Annotated in this window: 16 protein-coding genes; 9 read left to right on the top strand and 7 right to left on the bottom strand. The window is 69.3% G+C overall.

All coding sequences use genetic code 11. The features are described 5' to 3' along the window. Positions 1 to 265 precede the first annotated feature (265 nt). The 3 genes from HNO88_RS07185 to HNO88_RS07175 form a co-directional block, all read right to left on the bottom strand. Entirely contained in the window at positions 266 to 1,072 is an 807-nt protein-coding gene (locus tag HNO88_RS07185) for a ParA family protein (protein WP_246381252.1), read from the bottom strand. A gap of 93 nt (positions 1,073 to 1,165) precedes the next feature. Then, positions 1,166 to 1,510, bottom strand: a complete 345-nt coding sequence (gene rpoZ / locus HNO88_RS07180; RefSeq protein WP_184243520.1) for a DNA-directed RNA polymerase subunit omega — start codon at positions 1,508 to 1,510, stop codon at positions 1,166 to 1,168. A 324-nt stretch (positions 1,511 to 1,834) separates the two neighbouring features. Continuing rightward, the gene (locus tag HNO88_RS07175) at positions 1,835 to 3,136 is read right to left on the bottom strand and encodes a UDP-glucose dehydrogenase family protein (protein ID WP_184243517.1); all 1,302 of its coding nucleotides are present in this window, start codon (positions 3,134 to 3,136) and stop codon (positions 1,835 to 1,837) included. Positions 3,137 to 3,404: 268 nt separating this feature from the next. On the opposite strand from HNO88_RS07175, the gene HNO88_RS07170 reads away from it, so the two are divergent. From HNO88_RS07170 to HNO88_RS07130, 9 genes are all read left to right on the top strand, one after another. Then, positions 3,405 to 4,358 carry a Rossmann-fold NAD(P)-binding domain-containing protein gene (locus HNO88_RS07170; protein ID WP_184243586.1) on the top strand — a complete coding sequence of 318 codons (954 nt, stop codon included), beginning with the start codon at positions 3,405 to 3,407 and terminating at the stop codon, positions 4,356 to 4,358. After that, complete coding sequence (locus HNO88_RS07165) at positions 4,355 to 5,203, top strand: sugar phosphate isomerase/epimerase family protein (protein ID WP_184243515.1); 849 nt, start codon at positions 4,355 to 4,357, stop codon at positions 5,201 to 5,203. Before HNO88_RS07170 ends, HNO88_RS07165 begins: the two co-directional genes overlap by 4 nt. After that, complete coding sequence (locus tag HNO88_RS07160; RefSeq protein WP_184243512.1) at positions 5,200 to 6,225, top strand: hypothetical protein; 1,026 nt, start codon at positions 5,200 to 5,202, stop codon at positions 6,223 to 6,225. Before HNO88_RS07165 ends, HNO88_RS07160 begins: the two co-directional genes overlap by 4 nt. Continuing rightward, positions 6,222 to 7,373, top strand: coding sequence for an NAD(P)/FAD-dependent oxidoreductase (locus HNO88_RS07155; RefSeq protein WP_184243510.1), 1,152 nt, complete (start codon positions 6,222 to 6,224; stop codon positions 7,371 to 7,373). Before HNO88_RS07160 ends, HNO88_RS07155 begins: the two co-directional genes overlap by 4 nt. 100 nt (positions 7,374 to 7,473) lie before the next feature. Beyond that, entirely contained in the window at positions 7,474 to 7,884 is a 411-nt protein-coding gene (locus tag HNO88_RS07150) for a GtrA family protein (RefSeq protein WP_184243508.1), read from the top strand. After that, positions 7,881 to 8,672 carry a glycosyltransferase family 2 protein gene (locus tag HNO88_RS07145; protein WP_246381250.1) on the top strand — a complete coding sequence of 264 codons (792 nt, stop codon included), beginning with the start codon at positions 7,881 to 7,883 and terminating at the stop codon, positions 8,670 to 8,672. Before HNO88_RS07150 ends, HNO88_RS07145 begins: the two co-directional genes overlap by 4 nt. A gap of 76 nt (positions 8,673 to 8,748) precedes the next feature. Beyond that, positions 8,749 to 9,786 carry a mannose-1-phosphate guanylyltransferase gene (locus tag HNO88_RS07140; protein WP_184243506.1) on the top strand — a complete coding sequence of 346 codons (1,038 nt, stop codon included), beginning with the start codon at positions 8,749 to 8,751 and terminating at the stop codon, positions 9,784 to 9,786. Positions 9,787 to 9,799: 13 nt separating this feature from the next. Further along, positions 9,800 to 10,609 (top strand): class I mannose-6-phosphate isomerase, encoded by an 810-nt coding sequence (locus tag HNO88_RS07135; RefSeq protein WP_184243504.1) that lies wholly within the window; start codon positions 9,800 to 9,802, stop codon positions 10,607 to 10,609. Position 10,610: 1 nt separating this feature from the next. Next, complete coding sequence (locus tag HNO88_RS07130) at positions 10,611 to 12,215, top strand: hypothetical protein (RefSeq protein ID WP_184243502.1); 1,605 nt, start codon at positions 10,611 to 10,613, stop codon at positions 12,213 to 12,215. On the opposite strand, the gene HNO88_RS07125 is transcribed toward HNO88_RS07130, so the two are convergent. The 4 genes from HNO88_RS07125 to HNO88_RS07110 form a co-directional block, all read right to left on the bottom strand. Further along, positions 12,148 to 13,605: a hypothetical protein gene (locus HNO88_RS07125; protein WP_184243500.1), complete on the bottom strand. Its 1,458-nt coding sequence runs from the start codon at positions 13,603 to 13,605 to the stop codon at positions 12,148 to 12,150. The two genes, HNO88_RS07130 and HNO88_RS07125, sit on opposite strands and share 68 nt — an antisense overlap. 241 nt (positions 13,606 to 13,846) lie before the next feature. After that, positions 13,847 to 14,605 (bottom strand): sigma-70 family RNA polymerase sigma factor, encoded by a 759-nt coding sequence (locus tag HNO88_RS07120; RefSeq protein WP_184243498.1) that lies wholly within the window; start codon positions 14,603 to 14,605, stop codon positions 13,847 to 13,849. Further along, a complete protein-coding gene (locus HNO88_RS07115; protein WP_184243496.1) occupies positions 14,602 to 16,722 on the bottom strand; it encodes a flagellar biosynthesis protein FlhA in 2,121 nt (706 codons plus the stop codon). Before HNO88_RS07115 ends, HNO88_RS07120 begins: the two co-directional genes overlap by 4 nt. After that, positions 16,719 to 17,612, bottom strand: coding sequence for a transglycosylase SLT domain-containing protein (locus HNO88_RS07110; RefSeq protein ID WP_221419860.1), 894 nt, complete (start codon positions 17,610 to 17,612; stop codon positions 16,719 to 16,721). The genes HNO88_RS07115 and HNO88_RS07110 overlap by 4 nt, the downstream gene beginning before the upstream one ends. Between the last annotated feature and the right edge of the window lie 31 nt (positions 17,613 to 17,643).

The raw sequence follows: 17,643 nt of genomic DNA, 5'->3' as shown, positions 1-17,643 counted from the left end.
GGGGTGTAACCCTCTCGGTCGAGCACTCCACCAGCGGTGACAACCCTCCGTCACGCCTTTCAGGCGCGCCACCTCCCCTTGCAGGGGAGGATCTGAGAGCACCTTGTCCTCCCCGGATCGGGGAGGGGGACCGCTCGCGCAGCGAGGGGTGGTGGCGACTCGCGTCCTCACACTAGCTTGCCGGCAAGGCCAGGAGACGCCGAGACTCCCCTCCACCACGCTTCGCGCGGTCCCCCTCCCCGTGCCGGGGAGGACAGGACGTGCGCTAACGCTCGGCCAGCTTGCGTTCGATCGCGCGCCACAGGCCGATGAAGCGCTGGGCGGAGGGACTCTGCGGCGCAATCGCGCCGACGGGGCGCTGCTGCACCGCGCATTGCTCGACCGCGCTGGCGTAGGGGATCACCGGCCAGGCCGGGTTCTCCTCGCGTGCCGCCTTGTGCAGCGTGCGGCGCATGTCGAGCATCGAGAGCACGGGAAGGATCGGCGGGTGGCGCTTGGCGTGGTCGGCCACCTCGCGCACCACCAGCTCGAGCGCGCGGGCCGACAAGGGCGAGGGCGGCAGCGGCACGATGATGAGGTCGGCGGCGCGCACCACTTGCGCGCTCAATTCGTTCATCACCGGCGGGCAATCGAGCACGATGCGCTCGTAGCGCTGGCCCAGCGTCTCGGCGAGCTTGGCCAGCCGCTTGCGCTTGCCCAACGCGGAGAGCGTCGCATCGAGCGTGCGGATCGACTCGTCGGCCGGCAGCACGTCGAGGCCGTCGAACGCGGTGCGACGGATCAGCTTTTCGGCATGGCCCTCGCGGGCGAAGACCTCGCCCGCCGCGCGGGACCGATGCGGCTCCAGGCCGTAGAGGAAGCCCGAGCCGCCCGCCGCGTCGAGGTCCCAGAGCAGGGTCGACCGACCGGACAGCTCGGCCGAGCACCAGGCCAAGTTAGCGGCGATGGTCGTCTTGCCGACGCCGCCCTTGACCGAATAGATCGCGATGGTGGCGGTGGTTCCGGAGTGTCCGGACGGCGCGGCCGCGGATACCTCCGCACCGCGCGGTGCCGGCGGTCTGGACCCCGACATCCTGGGTCCGGGTATCCTGGGCAGGGTCCGATCGCGCTTTGCCATCTGCCCCGCTCTTCAGGCCCTAACCCCGGTACTCACTAGCCCCGGTACTCAACCGTCGTAGTCGGAACCGATCGAGGTGTTGCGCGTCGGCGCGGCGGCAGTGATGCGCAGAGCCTCGGCGGACTGGCTGAGCGAGCCGATCTCGTCCATCTCGTCGTCGTCCTCGGGCAGCACGCGCTGCAGCGAGGTGACCAGCGTCTCCTTGAGGTTGTCGGGACGCACGGTGGTCTCGGCGATCTCACGCAGGGCGACGACCGGGTTCTTGTCGCGATCGCGATCGATGGTCAGCTCGGCGCCGCCCGAGATTTCGCGCGCACGCTGCGCGGCGAGCAGGACGAGGTCGAAACGGTTGGGGACCTTGTCGACACAATCTTCGACGGTAACGCGCGCCATGGGGCACTCCACGAGAAATCAGCAGGAACGGTAAAGGCGGGCAGGTAGCGGGGGGATGTGGAAAAGTCAATGTGAGTGGGTCGCGGCGGCTTTTCCCAAGCCACAGGCCTCACTCACACCTTCGTCATTCCAGCAAACCCGGGAATCCATCTCCGGTGCTTGCGCTGTCGATCAGTCGGCGCCGCTTCGATCTGGCGCTGCGGCACCGTGCCGGCCGCGGCCTCGCGCTTCTCGTCAGCCGAGAACAGGCCGTCGTACCTAAAGATGGATTGCCGCGGTCGCGGGAATGACGAAGTTTCTGGACGGCGTGTGTGGAGGATGAACCTACCGCCCGATCCCACAGTAGGTGAACCCCAGCTCCTCGCACCGCGCGCGTGGGTAGATGTTGCGCAAGTCCACCAGCACCGGTGCGGCGAGCAGGCTCTTTACCCGCTTCAGGTCCAGCGCGCGGAAGTTGTCCCACTCGGTCACGATCACCAGCGCCTCGGCCCCTTCCATCGCGGCATAGGGCTCGTCGAAGTAGGTGACGTTCTCCAGCACCTTCTGCGCCTGCTCGGTGCCTTCCGGGTCGTGCGCATGCACGTGGGCGCCCGCGTCCTGCAGCGTCTGGATCACGGCGATGGCGGGCGAATCGCGCATGTCGTCGGTGTTGGGCTTGAAGGTGAGGCCGAGCACGCAAACGGTCTTGTCGCGGATGTCGCCTCCCACGGCGGCGATCACCTTGCGGCCCATCGCGCGCTTGCGGTTGTCGTTCACCCCCACGACCGCCTCGACGATGCGCTGCGGCGCTTCGTAGTCCTGCGCGGTCTTGAGCAGCGCCAGCGTATCCTTGGGGAAGCACGAGCCGCCATAGCCCGGCCCCGCATGGAGGAACTTGGCCCCGATCCGGTTGTCGAGGCCGATGCCGCGCGCGACGTCCTGCACGTCGGCGCCGACCTTCTCGCACAAGTCGGCGATCTCGTTGATGAAGGTGATCTTGGTCGCCAGGAAGGCGTTGCCGGCGTATTTGGTGAGCTCTGCTGCGCGGCGGCCCATCTCGACGATCGGCGAGCGCCCGATGGCGAGCGGGCGATAGATGTCGCGCAACACCGCCAGCGCGCGCGGATCGTCGCTGCCGATGACGACGCGGTCGGGCCGCTTGAAGTCCTCGATCGCCGCGCCTTCGCGCAGGAACTCCGGGTTGGAGACGACGGCGAAATCCGCTTCGGGAGCCGTCGCGTGGATGATCCGCTCCACCTCGTCGCCTGTGCCGACCGGCACCGTCGACTTGTCGACGATCACGGTATAGCCGGTGAGCGACCGGGCGATCTCTTCCGCTGCGGCGAAGACGTAGGACAGATCGGCATGGCCATCGCCACGGCGCGAAGGCGTGCCCACCGCGATGAACACGGCGTCCGCCTCGGCCACGGCGGGGCCGAGGTCGGTGGTGAACGAAAGCCGCCCGCGGCGCACGTTCTCCGACACGAGACGGTCGAGCCCGGGTTCGAAGATCGGGATCGCCCCGCCTTTCAGCGCCGCGATCTTGCGCTCGTCCTTGTCGACGCACACCACGGTGTGCCCGAAGTCGGCAAAGCAAGCTCCGGATACGAGGCCGACATACCCCGACCCGATCATCGTGATGCGCATTGAGCTGCAATCTCCCCTGAGGCCCGTGGCGGACATGGCCCAATCGCAGGAACGCTGCAATGCGGGATGCCACGGGAATGAAGCTAGGCACGTGGTAACTCGCGAACATGACGCCGGTTCGCACCGCCTGCACGCACGCGGCTGCAGCAATGGCCGCAAATTTGGCATCTATCGGTGTATCTACCGATCATCTACTTGTAGTCCCTGAGCCGAAGACTGGCGTAACCGGGCGCGTGAGGGTGCACTGCGCATGCGAGAAGGATCGACGGTGGACGGATTGATCGGACATACCGGGTTCGTCGGCGGCAACCTGGTCCGGCAGCATCCCTTCGCCGCGCGGTTCAACAGCGCCAACGTCGGCGAGCTGGTGGGCGCATCGTTCGATACCGTCGTTTGTGCCGCCGCGCCCGGCTCCATGTTCGAGGCCAACCGCTTTGCAGAGCGCGATGCCGCCCGCATCGATGCGCTGATCGAGCAACTCGACGCGATCGGCTCTGCGCGGCGGTTCGTGCTGGTGTCCACCGTGGCGGTGCTGGCGGGCTTTGCCGCCGAGGACGAGGATACCACCGCCTTCGAAACCGCGACGCCCTATGGCGTGAACCGCCGGCGACTGGAGGCCTTCGTGGCCGAGCGGTTTACGGGTGCGCTGGTCGTGCGCCTGCCCGCACTGTTCGGTCCGGTGCTGAAGAAGAACTTCCTGTTCGACTTCATGAACCCGATGCCCTCGATGGTGCCGCCTGCCGGGCTGGAGCAGCTGCGCGGGGCGGTAGGCAGCGCGCTCGCGCCCGTGCTCGACCGGCTCTATCCGCTCGATGCAGAGCTTGGCATGCATATGATCGACCGGGCGGCCCTAGACGCTTCCGGGCAGAGGACCGCGCTGGAGCAGGCGGTGGTCGGCGCCGGGCTCGGCGCGCTGCGCTTCACCAATCGGGAGAGCCGGTTCCAGTTCTACGACATGCGCCGGCTGTGGCGGGACATCGGCCTGGGGCTGGAGCACGGGCTGGAGGTCCTGCACCTTTCGCCGCCACAGCTGTCGGCCGGCGAGGTGCACCGGGCGGTCACCGGCACCGCCATGCCCGAGAGTACGGCGCGCGTGCACAGCGAGGACATGCGCACCCGCCACGCGGCGCTCTGGGGTCAGCCCGGCCCATACATGGCGACGCGTGAAGAGGTGCTCGCAGCGGTGGCCGAGTTCGTCCAGGCGGAGCGCGTGCCGGCATGAAGCTGGCCGTCTCCAATATCGCCTGGCCGGCAAGCGAGCGGGACGGCGCCTACGCGATCCTGGCACGCGCGGGCTTCACCGGACTGGAGATCGCGCCGGGCCTGTTCCTCGCCGGTGCCGCCGATCCGTTCGCGCCGACGGATGCCGAAGTGGAGCATGCGCTGGCCCCGATGCGCGATGCCGGGCTGACCCTGGTCTCGATGCAGTCGCTGCTGTTCGGGGTCTCGGGCGCGACGCTCTTCGAAGGCGAGGAGCCCCGCGCGCGGCTGGTCGCGGCAATGGAGCGCGCGATCGGCCTCGCCGGGCGCCTCGGCATCCCCAACCTGGTATTCGGCTCGCCCCGGCAGCGCGCCTACCCGGACGGCATGTCCGAGCAGGATGCGCACGACCAGGCAGCCGAGGTCTTCCACGCATTGGGCGACCGTGCCCTGGCAGCGGGTACGCGGATCGCCATGGAGCCCAACGGCCGCGCCTATGGCACCAATTTCCTGAACCGTGTCGAGGACGCCGAGGCCTTCGTGCGCCGGGTCGACCATCCGGCGGTGGTGCTCAACTTCGATATCGGCGCGCTGCACATGGAAGGCGACTTCGACCGCATCGAGGCGATCGCCGCCCAGGCGCTCGACACCATCGGCCATGTCCACGTCAGCGAGCCGCACCTCGCGCCCGCCCCCGCCGACCCGGCACAAGCCGCACGAGCGATCCGCGCCTTGCAGGACGCCGGGTACGCCGGCTGGTTCTCCATCGAGATGGCCGCGACGTCCACGCCGCTGGACGACCTCGCCGCCTCGGTCGCCCGACTGCAGGCGGCGCTGACGCTTGCGGGCGGAGCGCTTCCGGCGTGAGCAAGCCGCGCGACGATCTGCTGGTTTCGGTCGCGCTGTCCGGTCCGGCACGCGACGCTGCGCAAAGGCAGCAGCTCGCGCAGCTGGGGCGTGAGCTGGACACCCGGTTCCGCTATTGGGAGATCCTGCTCGCCTGTGACGTTGCCGACGATGCAAGCCACGGCGCTCTGCAGGCCAGTGTGCCCAACTTGCGCCTGCTGCACCTGCGGCCGGGCGCGAGCTTCTACCAGCGCCGGCTGGCGGTCGCGTCCGAGGCCATCGGCGACGTCGTGGTGGTGACGGCGGCGTCGGAGCTCGGGTATCTCGACCTGGCAACGATGATCGAAACCGCCGAGGCGCGCCATGCCCTCGTCGTCGGCCGGCACGTGGACGCCAATCCCCTCGGCTCGCTGGCGATGGCGCTGGGCCGCGGCGCCGGGCTGACGATCGGCCCGCACGACATGCTGACGATCGCCTTTCCGCGCGCCTTGCTCGGCATCGTGCTCGCGCATCCCGACCGGCTGCTGGCGACGCGCTTTCCCCCGGTGGATCAGCGCCTGCCGATCCTGCGCCAGGACATGCGGGCCGACGTTCAAGGCGGGGCCGACCTGCCGCGCTTCCGCTCGGGCTCCGAAACCGGGCCGCTGCTGTTGCGCCGCACGGAGGTCCTGCACCGGCTGACCATCAGCTCGGCCCCGCGCGTGCTGACACTGGTCGCCGCCGCGGCCCTGCTCGCGGCGTTCGGCGGCATGCTGTTCGCGGCATACAGCGTGATCGTCTGGCTGACGCTGGAGCATATCCAACCCGGCTGGTTCACCACGTCGCTGGCGCTCAGCCTGACCGCCGCGTTCCTCGGCTTCGCCATCTTCGGCCTCTCGATCGGGCTCAGGCGCCTGCTCGAAGCGCTCACCGGCGGGCCTGAGGACCTGATCATCGACGAGGCCGCGCCGATCGATCTGTTCGGCAAGGTGATGGACGAGTTCAACGTCGAGATCGCCACGCATCAGGACCACGCCGCGCCGGTGCGCAACGCTGCCGAATGACGCACGAGGCCGATTACCTGATCGTCGGTGGCGGCTTCTACGGCTGCGCGCTGGCGCTGTTCCTGCGCTCGCTCGGCAAGCGGATCGTGCTGGTCGAAGCGGGCGACGAGCTGCTGGGCCGTGCGTCGCGCGTGAACCAGGCGCGGGTGCACACCGGCTTCCACTATCCCCGCAGCGCGCTCACCGCCGTCAAGTCGATGGTGCTGCACCGCCGCTTCGCCACCGACTTTCCGGACGCGGTGGTCGACGATTTCCAGATGCTCTACGCCATCGCGCGGCACCGCTCGAAGGTATCTGCCTTGCGCTTTCAGCGCATGTTCGCCGAAATGGGCGCGCCGATTGCCCGCGCGACGCCCTCGCAAGCCGCGCTGTTCGCGCCCGACACGATCGAGGAGGCCTTCGCCTGCGACGAGTTCGCGTTCGACTGGTCGGTGCTGGCGCGGCATATGGGCAACCGCCTGGACGCGCTCGGCATCGAGGTGCGCCTCGGCATGCGCGCGCAAGGGCTGGAGACACGCCCCGGCGGCGCGGTGGTGCGCCTGTCGGACGGCTCGCAGGTCGCCGCGCGCTTCGTCTTCAACGTGACATATGCGCAGACCAATGCCCTGCTCGCCTCGGCCGACCTGCCGCAGGCGGCGCTCAAGCACGAGCAGACGGAGATCGCGCTGGTCGAGGTACCGTCCGAACTGGCGCCTTACGGCCTGACGGTGATGGACGGGCCGTTCTTCTCATGCATGCCCTACCCGTCCGCCGGACTGCATTCGCTGACCCACGTGCGCTATACCCCGCACGCGCACTGGACGGACGGTTCGGCCCGCCGCGAAGCCTACGAGGTCTTCGACGGTCTGCCGCGAGAGACCCGTCAGCGGCACATGGTGCTCGATGCGGCGCGCTACGTTCCCGCGCTCGCCCACGCGCGCTACGAACGCTCGCTGTTCGAGGTGAAGACCGTGCTCGCCAAGAACGAGCGCGACGACGGACGGCCGATCCTGTTCCAGCGCCAGCCGGAGGGCTCGCCGGTGATCTCGATCATGGGCGGCAAGATCGACAACATCTACGACCTGTTCGATATCCTGCGCCAGGCCGGGCCCGAGTGGGCCGCGGCGGACGACCGCTTCGTGCATGGCCGGGCGATGAGCGCGGCATGATGCAGCCTTTCGTCATTGCGAGCGGAGCGAAGCAATCCAGGACGCCGTGCGACTGCGGTGGATTGCCTCGCCACGCTCGCAATGACGAAGGGAGGAAATCATGATCGCGCGCCTGTTCGCCTCCTCGCTGGTGCGCTTCGGGCTCGTGGCAGTGGCGGGGCTGGGCGTCGATCTGGGCACCGCGTGGCTGCTGCGGCCGTTCATGCCGCTGCCGCTCGCCGCGCTTTGCGGCTTCGGCGTGGGCGCGGCGTTCAACTACCTGCTGCACGAGCGCTGGACCTTCGGCACCCGTGCGGCATCGGCCAGGCGCGGTTCGCTCTATCTGCTGGCGCTGCTGGCGACGCTGGGCACGCGGGTGGGCACGGTCGCCCTGCTGGACAGGACCGCGCTTCCCGACCTTCCCGTTCTGATCCTGGCGACCGGCGTGTCGTTCGTCGTCAACTACCTGCTCAGCCGCTTCCTCGTGTTCCGCCCCATCCCCAACCAAGCTGCCCCGGAGACCTGTTCTTGACCGAGCCGCCGCGCCAGATCCCCGCACACCGCGTCGACTTGCTCTCCGGGCGGCGGCACGACCACGTGCTGGTGATCCCGGTCATCAACGAGGGCGAGCGGATCCGCGCCCAGCTCGCCCGCGTCCACGCGGCCAACCTGCCGGTCGACGTGATCGTGGCGGACGGCGGCTCGACCGATGGTTCGCTCGACCTCGAAACCTTGCGCGCGCAAGGCGTGCGCGCGCTGCTGACCAAGACCGGTCCGGGCAAGCTCAGCGCCCAGCTGCGCATGGCCTATGCCTGGTGCCTCGACGAGGGCTACGAAGGCGTCATCACCATCGATGGAAACGGCAAGGACAACGTCGAGGCGGTCGCGCAGTTCGTGGCCAAGCTGCGCGAGGGTTACGACTACGTCCAGGGCTCGCGCTATGCGCCCGGCGGCAAGGCGGAGAACACGCCGCTGGAGCGCACGATCGGCAACCGCCTGATCCACGCGCCGATCCTCAGCCTGGCCGGGCGGCACTGGTTCACCGACACCACCAACGGCTTTCGCGCCTATTCGCGCCGCTACCTTACCGACCGGCGCGTCCAGCCGTTCCGCGACGTGTTCTTCGCCTACGAGCTGCTGTTCTACCTGACCGCGCGCGCCGGCCAGCTCGGCTATCGCGTGTGCGAACTGGGCGTGCGGCGCAGCTACCCGGCCGGTGAGGCGGTGCCCACCAAGATTACCGGAGCCGGCGCGAAATGGGCGATCATCAAGCAGTTGCTGGCCACCGCGACCGGCCGCTTCAATCCCAAGTCGCCCTAAGATGCCGAGCAACCACAAGGTAGCTCGTGCATTGCGGGCTTAGCATTTCGCAGGCGCATCATTTAGAGGGGGCGTGATGAGCAAGCTTGTACCCGTGATTCTGTGTGGCGGCAGCGGCACCCGGCTTTGGCCGCGCAGCAGAGCCTCCAAGCCCAAGCCGTTCCTGCCGCTGGTGGGCGAGACCACGCTGTTCCAGGCGACGCTCGAGCGTTGCCCGGCGACGGACGGGTTCGGCGCGCCAGTGGTGGTCACCGGCACCGCCCACCTCGAGCATGTCGAGGAGCAGCTGGGCGATCGTCCCGGCGCCGAGATCATCGTCGAGCCTTGCGCGCGCAACACCGCCGCCGCCATCGCGCTGGCCGCACTGCGCCTGCCGGAGGACGCGGTCATGCTGGTGTGCCCCAGCGACCACTATATCGGCGACGCCAAGGCCTTTGCCGATGCCGCCTGCACCGCAGCCGACCTGGCGCAGCAAGGCTGGCTGGTCAGCTTCGGTATCGAGGCGACCGCGCCCGAGACCGGCTTCGGTTACCTCAAGCGTGGCGAAGCGATCAGCGACCAGGCGTTCCGTACCGCGCAGTTCGTCGAGAAACCCGACCTCGAGCGCGCCAAGTCGTTCCTGGCCGAGGGGATCTACGCCTGGAACGGCGGCATCTTCGCGTTCCGTGTCGGTGACTTCCTCAAGGAACTGGAGGCGCATCGGCCGCAGATCCTCGCCGCCGTGCGCAAGGCGGTCGAGGGCGGCAGCAGCGATGGCCACCGCTTCCATCCCGACGCGGCTGCGTTCGCAGCGGTGGAAAGCGAATCGGTCGACTACGCCGTCATGGAGAACACCGGCCGCGCGGCGATGGTGCCGGCCGACATGGCCTGGTCCGACATCGGCAACTGGCAGGCGCTGCACACCGCGCGCGATCGCGACGAACTGGGTAACGCCACGCGCGGCCCGGTCGAGCTGGTCGACTGCCGCAACGTGCTGGTCGACAGCGACGGTCCGCGCGTCTCGGTGATCGGGCTGGAGGACGTCTACGTCGTGGTCGATGGCGACGACATCATGATCACCACCGCCGCCGGCGCGCAGAAGGTCGGCAAGCTTTCGGGCGCGGTGAACCAGTAAAGGACGCGTGGCGATGAGCGGCTCCCTCCCGATCAAGCAAGTCGAGAAGCCCTGGGGCAAGGACACCCTGCCCGCGCCCTTCGTCGCCGCGGCGGGCGAGAAGATCGGCGAGATCTGGTTCGAGCCGCCGCCCGAGCTGCCGCAGCTGCTGGTCAAGTACATCTTCACCAGCGAGGCCCTGTCGGTGCAGGTCCACCCGACGGACGCGCAGACGATCGCCAATGGCATCGGCCGTCAGGGCAAGGAAGAGTGCTGGGTGATCGTCGATGCCGAGCCGGGCGCGAAGCTGGGCATCGGCTTCAAGCAGCCGATCGAGGCCGACGCCATGCGCGCCGCCGCGCTCGACGGCTCGATCGAGCAGCTGATGGATTGGCACACGGTGTCGCCCGGTGACTTCTTCTACATCCCAGCCAACACCGTGCACGCGATCGGCGCCGGGATCAGCCTGATCGAAGTCCAGCAGAATTCGGACATCACCTACCGCCTCTACGACTACGGCCGCCCGCGCGAACTGCACTTGGACGAGGGCATGGCGGTCGCCAAGGGCGAGCCCTATGCCGACAAGTGGAAAGGCAAGGCGCCCGAGGGCACCTCGGTCAACCTGGTGCCCGGCCCACTGTTCACGCTCGACCAGGTCGCCGGCACGCCCGACGCGGATACGGCGGCGCGCTACTCGGGCAAGCTGCTGGTGATCCCGCGCGAGGGTGCGGTGCACGTCGCCGGCCAGGAGATCGCGCCCGGCGGTTGCGGGCTGGCGGACAGCCTGGCCGACGTGTCCTTCGCCAGTTCGGGGCTATGCCTGCTGGCGGCACCCTGCGCCTGAGGTGAACCGCGCGGCTTGGCCGAGCGCACGCGGGCGAACGAAGACGGTACCCTATCGCAGCTATGCCGTCGCCTGCGTGCTGGCGCTGATCGTGCTGGCCGCCGCAGGGTTGATGCAATCGAGCCGCGACTTGTGGCAGGACGAATCGACCCTGCTGGCCAACTTGGGCCTGCCGCTGCCCGCCTATTTCGGCACCCTGCCCTTCTACGACCAGGCGGCGCCGCCGTTCGCGCTGCTCACCCTGGACGCAGCGTACCTGCTGACGGACGGTTCGGTGCAAGGCATGCGACTGGTGCTGCTGGCCCTCAACCTCGCGCTGCTGGTTGGCCTCGCCCATGCCGCGATCCGGCGCGGCGACCGCCAGGCGCTGCTGGCCATCGCGATGATGGCGGTGACGCCGCTGGCGATCCGCTATTGCGTGGAGCTGAAGCAGTACGGGTTCGAGATGCAGGCGAGCCTGCTGTTCCTCCTCGCCCTGCGCTGGATGCCGGAGCGGCCGGCGGCGGTGATGCTGCTGGCCGCGGTGCTGTCGTTCTTCTCGTTCTCGATCATGCTGGTGGTGGGCGTGGCGGTGCTGGATGCGGCGCTCCTGCGTCATCGCGGGGCGACGCGCTGGCGCTGGCTATGCCTGCTGGCGGCCTACACGCTCGCCTGGCTGGCCTGCTACCTGCTGCTGTTCCGCCCTGCGACCGCGCTGCAGACGGCAAACTATCCCGCCGCCTATCAGCGGCTTGCGCTGGCCGAGTACCTGCGCCACCCGGCATTGCTCATGGCGCAGTTCGAGGTGATCGGCCGGGCGCAGGCCGCCGTCGCGCTGATCTGCGCGCTGATCGCGGCCGCGGCCCTGGTCCTGCTGGCCCGTCGTGAGACGAACCGACACGACCTATCGCCCACGGCCTTGATCTGGCAGCCCCTGCGCCTGCTGGCAGGGCTGATCGCCATCGTCGCGTTGCTCTGGCTGGCCAGGCTCTACCCGGTCTCGACCAACAAGCAGTTCCTCTTCACCATGCCCATCGGCGCGCTGCTGGTGGCGAACCTGTTCGTGCTGGCGGCCGACCGGGTGCGCCTGCGCGCCGCCGTGCCGCTCGCGCTCGCCGCGGCGCTCATGCCGAGCGCCGCCATCGCGCTTGCCCGCGAATGGCGCGAGGAAACCGACATCCAGGACACGCGCGGCCTCTACGCATTTCTGAAGACGCAGCCCGATGCGCTGATCCTGCCCGACATCCTGTTCGAGCCGACCCTGCGCTACTATGCGGTGCGCGATCCGCATCCGCCGCGCCGGATAGGGGCGCTGCTGCAGCCGGGCAGCGCCCCGATGGAGAGCCCGCAGGAGGTCGCCCGCGCTCTGGCGGCGGGCACTCCGTCCATCCGCCAGCACGTCTGGCAACCGCTCGACACGGCGCGTGGCTACCCGGCCTACGCCGATTGGGTGGTCCGGCATGCTCGCCAAGCCGGACCCGCCTTGATCGCCGCCACGTACCTGGGCGACGAGCGCGAGCGGATCTACGCCGACGCGGCGCGGCGGCAGGGTTGCGGGATCAAGGTGGCGTATCGCTCGCGCGAGGTCGTGGCACTGCACCTCGACTGCGCCACGCCGCGGCCCTGAACAGCAGAACCACCAGCGGCAGCGCCCAGATCACGCGCGTGTTGTACCGCGCGAAAGGTCCCGACAGCCAGGCGCAGATCACGTCGTTGAGCGCGATGGCCGCGAGCACGACCCATACGGCGGCGCGCAGATCGGCAGGCGGGGAAGAGCGGCGCCAGGGGAACGCGGCGAGCGCGCCCAGCACCAGGACCAAGGTCAGGCCGGAGATCGCGCGGTCGATCGCCGGCAGCGGCGTGTTCGCTGGCATCGCCTCGAACGGCTGGTCCGCACGCATGCGTCCGGCGAGGTACTCGGGGCGAAAGTCGTGCAGTTCCAGATTGCCTGCGAGCCGCAGGAAATCGCGGCCTAGCCCCGCCGCTGTTTCGGTCGGATAGGCGCGCAGCACGGCAAGGGCGAACCGGCCCTGCTCCTGCGAGACGCGGATCGCGTCGGCGACTGGCAGCGCCTTGAACCCGCCGCGCGGACGCGTGATTTCCCACAGGAACACCTCGGCGCTGACCGGTTGCAGCACGGGATAACGGCACTGCACGAACCGGGTGTCCGCACAGTGCTCCGCCAGGAAGCGTCGTGCCGGGCCGTCCTCGATCAGGCGGGCGGTGAGAAACGGCGGGCGCACCGGGCTCGATCCGGTGGTGAGCCGCGTGGCGAGGCCGAACAGCGCCTCACCACCGATGCCGATCGCAGCCGTCGCCATCAGCGCGGTCGCGGCAACGCCGACCGGACGTGAGCGCACGCGCCACGCCGCTGCGAACCCGCCGACCGCCAGCAGGCCGAGCACGGCCACCGCTGTCGAGTGGGCCAGCGCGGCGAATGCCAGCAGCGCCAGCAGCCCCGCACGCCAGCGCGCCCGCTCAAAGCGCCAGCGGCACAGCAGCAGCGCCGCGACGGGGATCGCCAGGCCCACCGCCAGGTCGGGCATCAGGAAGCAGACGAAGAACGGCAGCGGCGTGACCGCGACCAGAGCGAAGGCGGCGAGGCAGGTTCTGGCGAACGCGCGTTCGTCGGAAGGGTCGACGAAGTGGCGCACCATGCCGACGATCGCGGCTCCGGCCGCCAGCGCCTGCAGCACCACCGGCACCCAGAAGCTCTTCGCCAGCAGGCCGAGGTAGAGGAACAACCCGAAGTAGAGCGAGCGGCCGTAAAGCACCATGCCCGGCGGAGCGGCAGGTGCGGCTTGCGCCCCGGCGGGTGTGGCATTGCCGAAGAACGCGTCGGAGTGGCCGGTCAGCTTGGCCCAGACCGTATCCGCACCGCGCAAGTAGGACACGGTGTCGTTGAAGCCGAACACGTCGCCATGCAGCAACGCGGGCCAGAGCAGCAGCAGGCCGAGCAGGAACAGGAGGTTCTGGCGTCCACGCAATGGGGCGATCGTGGCTTTGGCCGAACTCACCCCGTTGCGCTCCCCATTGCGGCTCGTTGGACCATGGAGATCGGGCGAAGCGCTGGCAATGGGGCGAGTGAGGTCGCGAGCCAGCCATGATCCTCCCCTGCAGGGGGAGGTGGCGCGCCTGCAAGGCGTGACGGAGGGGTATAACCCTCACGGTCGAGCACTGCACCAGCGGTGACACCCCTCCGTCAGTCCTGCGGACTGTCACCTCCCCTTGCAGGGGAGGATCTACTGCCCGACGCGCTCAGATCACGTCGGCCACACCCTCCAGCGCCTCGCGCAGCTTGGCCAGCGCCTGCGCCTTCAGCTGGTGCACGCGCGGGATCGAGACCTGCAGCACTTGGGCGATCTCGGCGAGGTTCAGCTCCTCGACGAAGTAGAGCGAGACGATCAGCCGCAACCGCTCGGGCAAGTCGGAGATCGCCTGGATCACCGCGCCGCGAGTCTCCTCGTCCTGGAGCAGAGTGAGGCTGTCGGGCGTCTGGTCGGCAAAGGCGCTGTCCTGGTCGGAATAGACCTCGTCGATGGAGTCGAAGCGCAGCGGCTGGCTGGTGTCGCGCAGCAAGGCCAAGTGCGCCTCGTCGATGCCCATGGCGGCGGCGAGTTCGTGCGCCAGCGGCTCGCGGCCCAGTTTGCCCCGCATCTCGGCCTCCTTCTCGCGCAAGGTGCGGCTGCGCTCGGAGGCGCCGCGCGACATCGGGATGGTGCGGCGAATGAGGTCCACCATGGCGCCGCGCACGCGCATCTTGGCATAGGCGGCAAAGCCGTCCTCGGTCGGACCGGCGTGCTTCTGCGCGCACTCGGTCAGCGCGACGAGCCCGGCCTGGACCAGGTCCTCCAGCTCGATGCCGGGGCGCCCGGTGCCGTTCACGTGCCAGGCGAGGCGGCGGACCATGGGCAGGAACCGGCGGACCCGGTCGGCGACGTCGCCGCCGTAGGCACCGGCGATGCGGCGGCCGGAAGACATGTTGGAACGGGCGAAGGGTGAATGGTCTAGCTTCATGCGGCCATGTCCATGGATTCGATGATGTGCGGTTCGGGGAGCGAAGGCGCGGCCGGGGCGGCGCCGATGACGTCGACCACCTCGATCGGCTGCGTGGGCGGCAGCTCCGAGATCGAGATGACGAGGCAGGAGGGCGCGCGCATCCGCAGCAAGGCGGCGAGCACGCGGCGGGCGCGGGGTTGCACCACCAGCGCCAGCGGCCCGGCATTGGCCCCGCGCGAGGCGGAAAGGTTCGCCACACGCTCGCCGATCATGCGGGCGAGGTCAGGCTCGATCACCGGCTGACCGGTCACCGGATCGTGCATGCCCTGCACGATCGCGGCTTCGAGGCCCGCGTCGAGCGTCAGCACCGGCAGGCGCTCGTGCGGCGGGCAGATGCGGCCGACGATCAGCGGGCCGAGATCGGCGCGCACCAGTTCGACCAGGCGGTCGTGGTCCACGGTCTGCATCACGCCGCGGCTGAGCGAGGCGAGGATCGGCAGCGGGTGGCCGATGGGAATGCCGTCCTCCAGCAGCGCGCGCAGCACGCGGGTGATCGCGGCGAGGCTGAGCGGCGCGGGGTGGATCGTCTCGACCAGGCCCGACGAGTGCTCCTTCACGCCTTCGATCAGCGTCTTGACCTCGTCGGGGCCGAGCAGGTCCTGCGGGCGCTCTGCCAGCAGCTGGTTCAGGTGCGTGGCGATGACGGTGCCGGCATCGACGGTCAGGAAGCCCTCGGCGACGGCATGGTCGCGCGCCGCCGGGTCGATCCACAAGGCAGGGCAGCCGAAACTGGGATCGCGGGTGGCATCGCCGCGCAAGCTGTGGGTCGGGCGCGCCTCGCCCGCGTCGATCGCCAGGATGCGGTCGGCACGGATGGTGGCGCCGCCCAGGATCACGCCGCCCAGCACGATGCGATAGTCGTTGGGCGCCATGTCGAGCGCATCGCGCACACGGAACTGGGGCACGATGAAGCCGAAGGTCTGGCTCAGCTGCTTGCGCACGCCGGTGATGCGGGCGATCAGCGGCGAGCCCTTGCGCTCGTCGACCAGCTGGACGAGGCCGTAGCCGAGCTCGATGGTGACCAGCGTATGGTCGGACACGTCCTCCAGCACGATGCGGCCCGGGTCGGGCAGCTCGGCCGCGATCGGCTCGATCACCACCACCGGCTTGTTGGCGTGCTTGCGCAAGGCATGCCAGATCCACGCGGCGATGCCGGCGGCAGGCAGGAAGATGACCTGCGGCATTGCCGGGATCATGCCGATGGCGCCCATCACCACCGCCACCGGCAGCCAGGTGCTCGGCGTGGCGAACTGGCCGCCGATCTGGCCGGCCAGGTCGCGCTGGTCGGAGACGCGGGTGACGATGACGGCGGCGGCGATCGAGAGCAGCAGCGAAGGCACCTGTGCCACCAGCGCGTCGCCGATGGCGAGCGTGATGTAGTGTTGCGCGGCCTCGCCTGCCGAGAGCCCATGGCTGATCATGCCCAGGCAGAAGCCGGCGATGATGTTGACGCCCAGGATCAGCAGCGCGGCAATCGCGTCGCCCTTCACGAACTTGCTGGCGCCATCCATCGAGCCGTAGAAGTCGGCTTCGGTCGCGACTTCGCGGCGCCGGGCCTTGGCTTCGTCGGCAGTCATCAGGCCCGCGGCCAAGTCGGCGTCGATCGCCATCTGCTTGCCGGGCAAGGCATCGAGGGTGAAGCGCGCCGAAACCTCGGACACGCGGCCCGCGCCCTTGGTGACCACCACCATGTTGATGATCATCAGGATCAGGAACACGAAGATGCCGACGGCGAAGTTGCCGCCGATCAGGAAGGCGCCGAAGCTTTCGATCACCATGCCGGCCGCCGCTTCGCCCTCGTGGCCGTGGACCAGCACGACGCGGGTCGAGGCGACGTTGAGCGCCAGGCGCAGCAGCGTCGCAAACAGCAGGACGGAGGGGAACGAGGAGAAGTCGAGCGGCTTGGTCGCGTTCATCGCCGCCATCAGGATGGCAACGGACAACGCGATGTTGAGCACGAAGCTGACGTCGAGCACGATCGCGGGGACCGGCACGATCATCAGCACGATCAGGATGAGGATGCCGCCGGGCAGTGCCAGAGATGCGCCGCCGGAAAGACGATTGAGGACGGTCACAGGCCGAACCTCGCCAGCTTGGCGTACGCATCACGCACGTGCGCCGGGGCGCCTGGGGCATTGCCGCCGAAGGACTCGTTGAGGGTGTCCGCCATCGAGCGCGTCGGCACGGACGTCGCGCTCGGCATCGCCGCCTGCGCGGAGTGGAACTCCTGCGCGATCGGGCCGCCGACCGGCAGGTTGAAGCCCGGTGCCCCCGAGGCTTGCGCGAAGGCATATTCCGACGCGCCGGTGGAAGCGGAGGCCCACAGTTCGGCGCCACCGCTCTCCATGGCGCCGGCGACGCGGCCGCGGATCAGCTCCATGACGCTCGAGACGCTGCGTGCGCCGCCCGGACCATAGAAGATCCCGCGGTTCGCGGCGGCGGCCTGCGGCAGGATGCTCGCAGCGCTGGCGTTCGGATCGCTGGCGAGCGTGGTGAGGAACGAGGTCGCGCCGCCGATGCCCAGGAAGTGGCCGAGGTAGAGCTCGGCGGCATCGGGTTCGCGGCCCAGCGCGGTGGCGAGTTCGGCGCGGTTGTCCGCCGCCAGCTCGCCCGCCATCAGCGCAGAAGCATTCGCATCGTAGCGCAAGGCCATGATCTGCGCGCGCACGTTGGGGTCGGTGATCCGCCCGCCCGAGATCGCGTCGCCCGCCCAGCCCAGCCCGTGCTCGGCGCCGTGGCGGTCGAGCGTCTGCAACCAGGTGCCGTTGGTGAACTGGTAGAGCCCCGCCGCGCTGGAGGTGCCGGCGCGGGCCGAGGGGTTCAGGCTCGATTCGATCTTGGCCTGGGCGAGCAGGTAATTGAAGTCGACGCCGGTGGCCTGCGCCGCACGCGCGATCGCCGCCCGCACGGGTGTGCCGTTTGCAGCGGCGGCGGCTGAGGCGCCAAGGTAGGGTGTATCGGGCAATGCTGGCTCCGGGTGAACGTACCGCGGAGTG

Source organism: Novosphingobium chloroacetimidivorans (assembly GCF_014204535.1).
GTDB lineage: Bacteria > Pseudomonadota > Alphaproteobacteria > Sphingomonadales > Sphingomonadaceae > Novosphingobium > Novosphingobium chloroacetimidivorans.
This window is presented reverse-complemented; position numbering and strand designations above follow the sequence as displayed.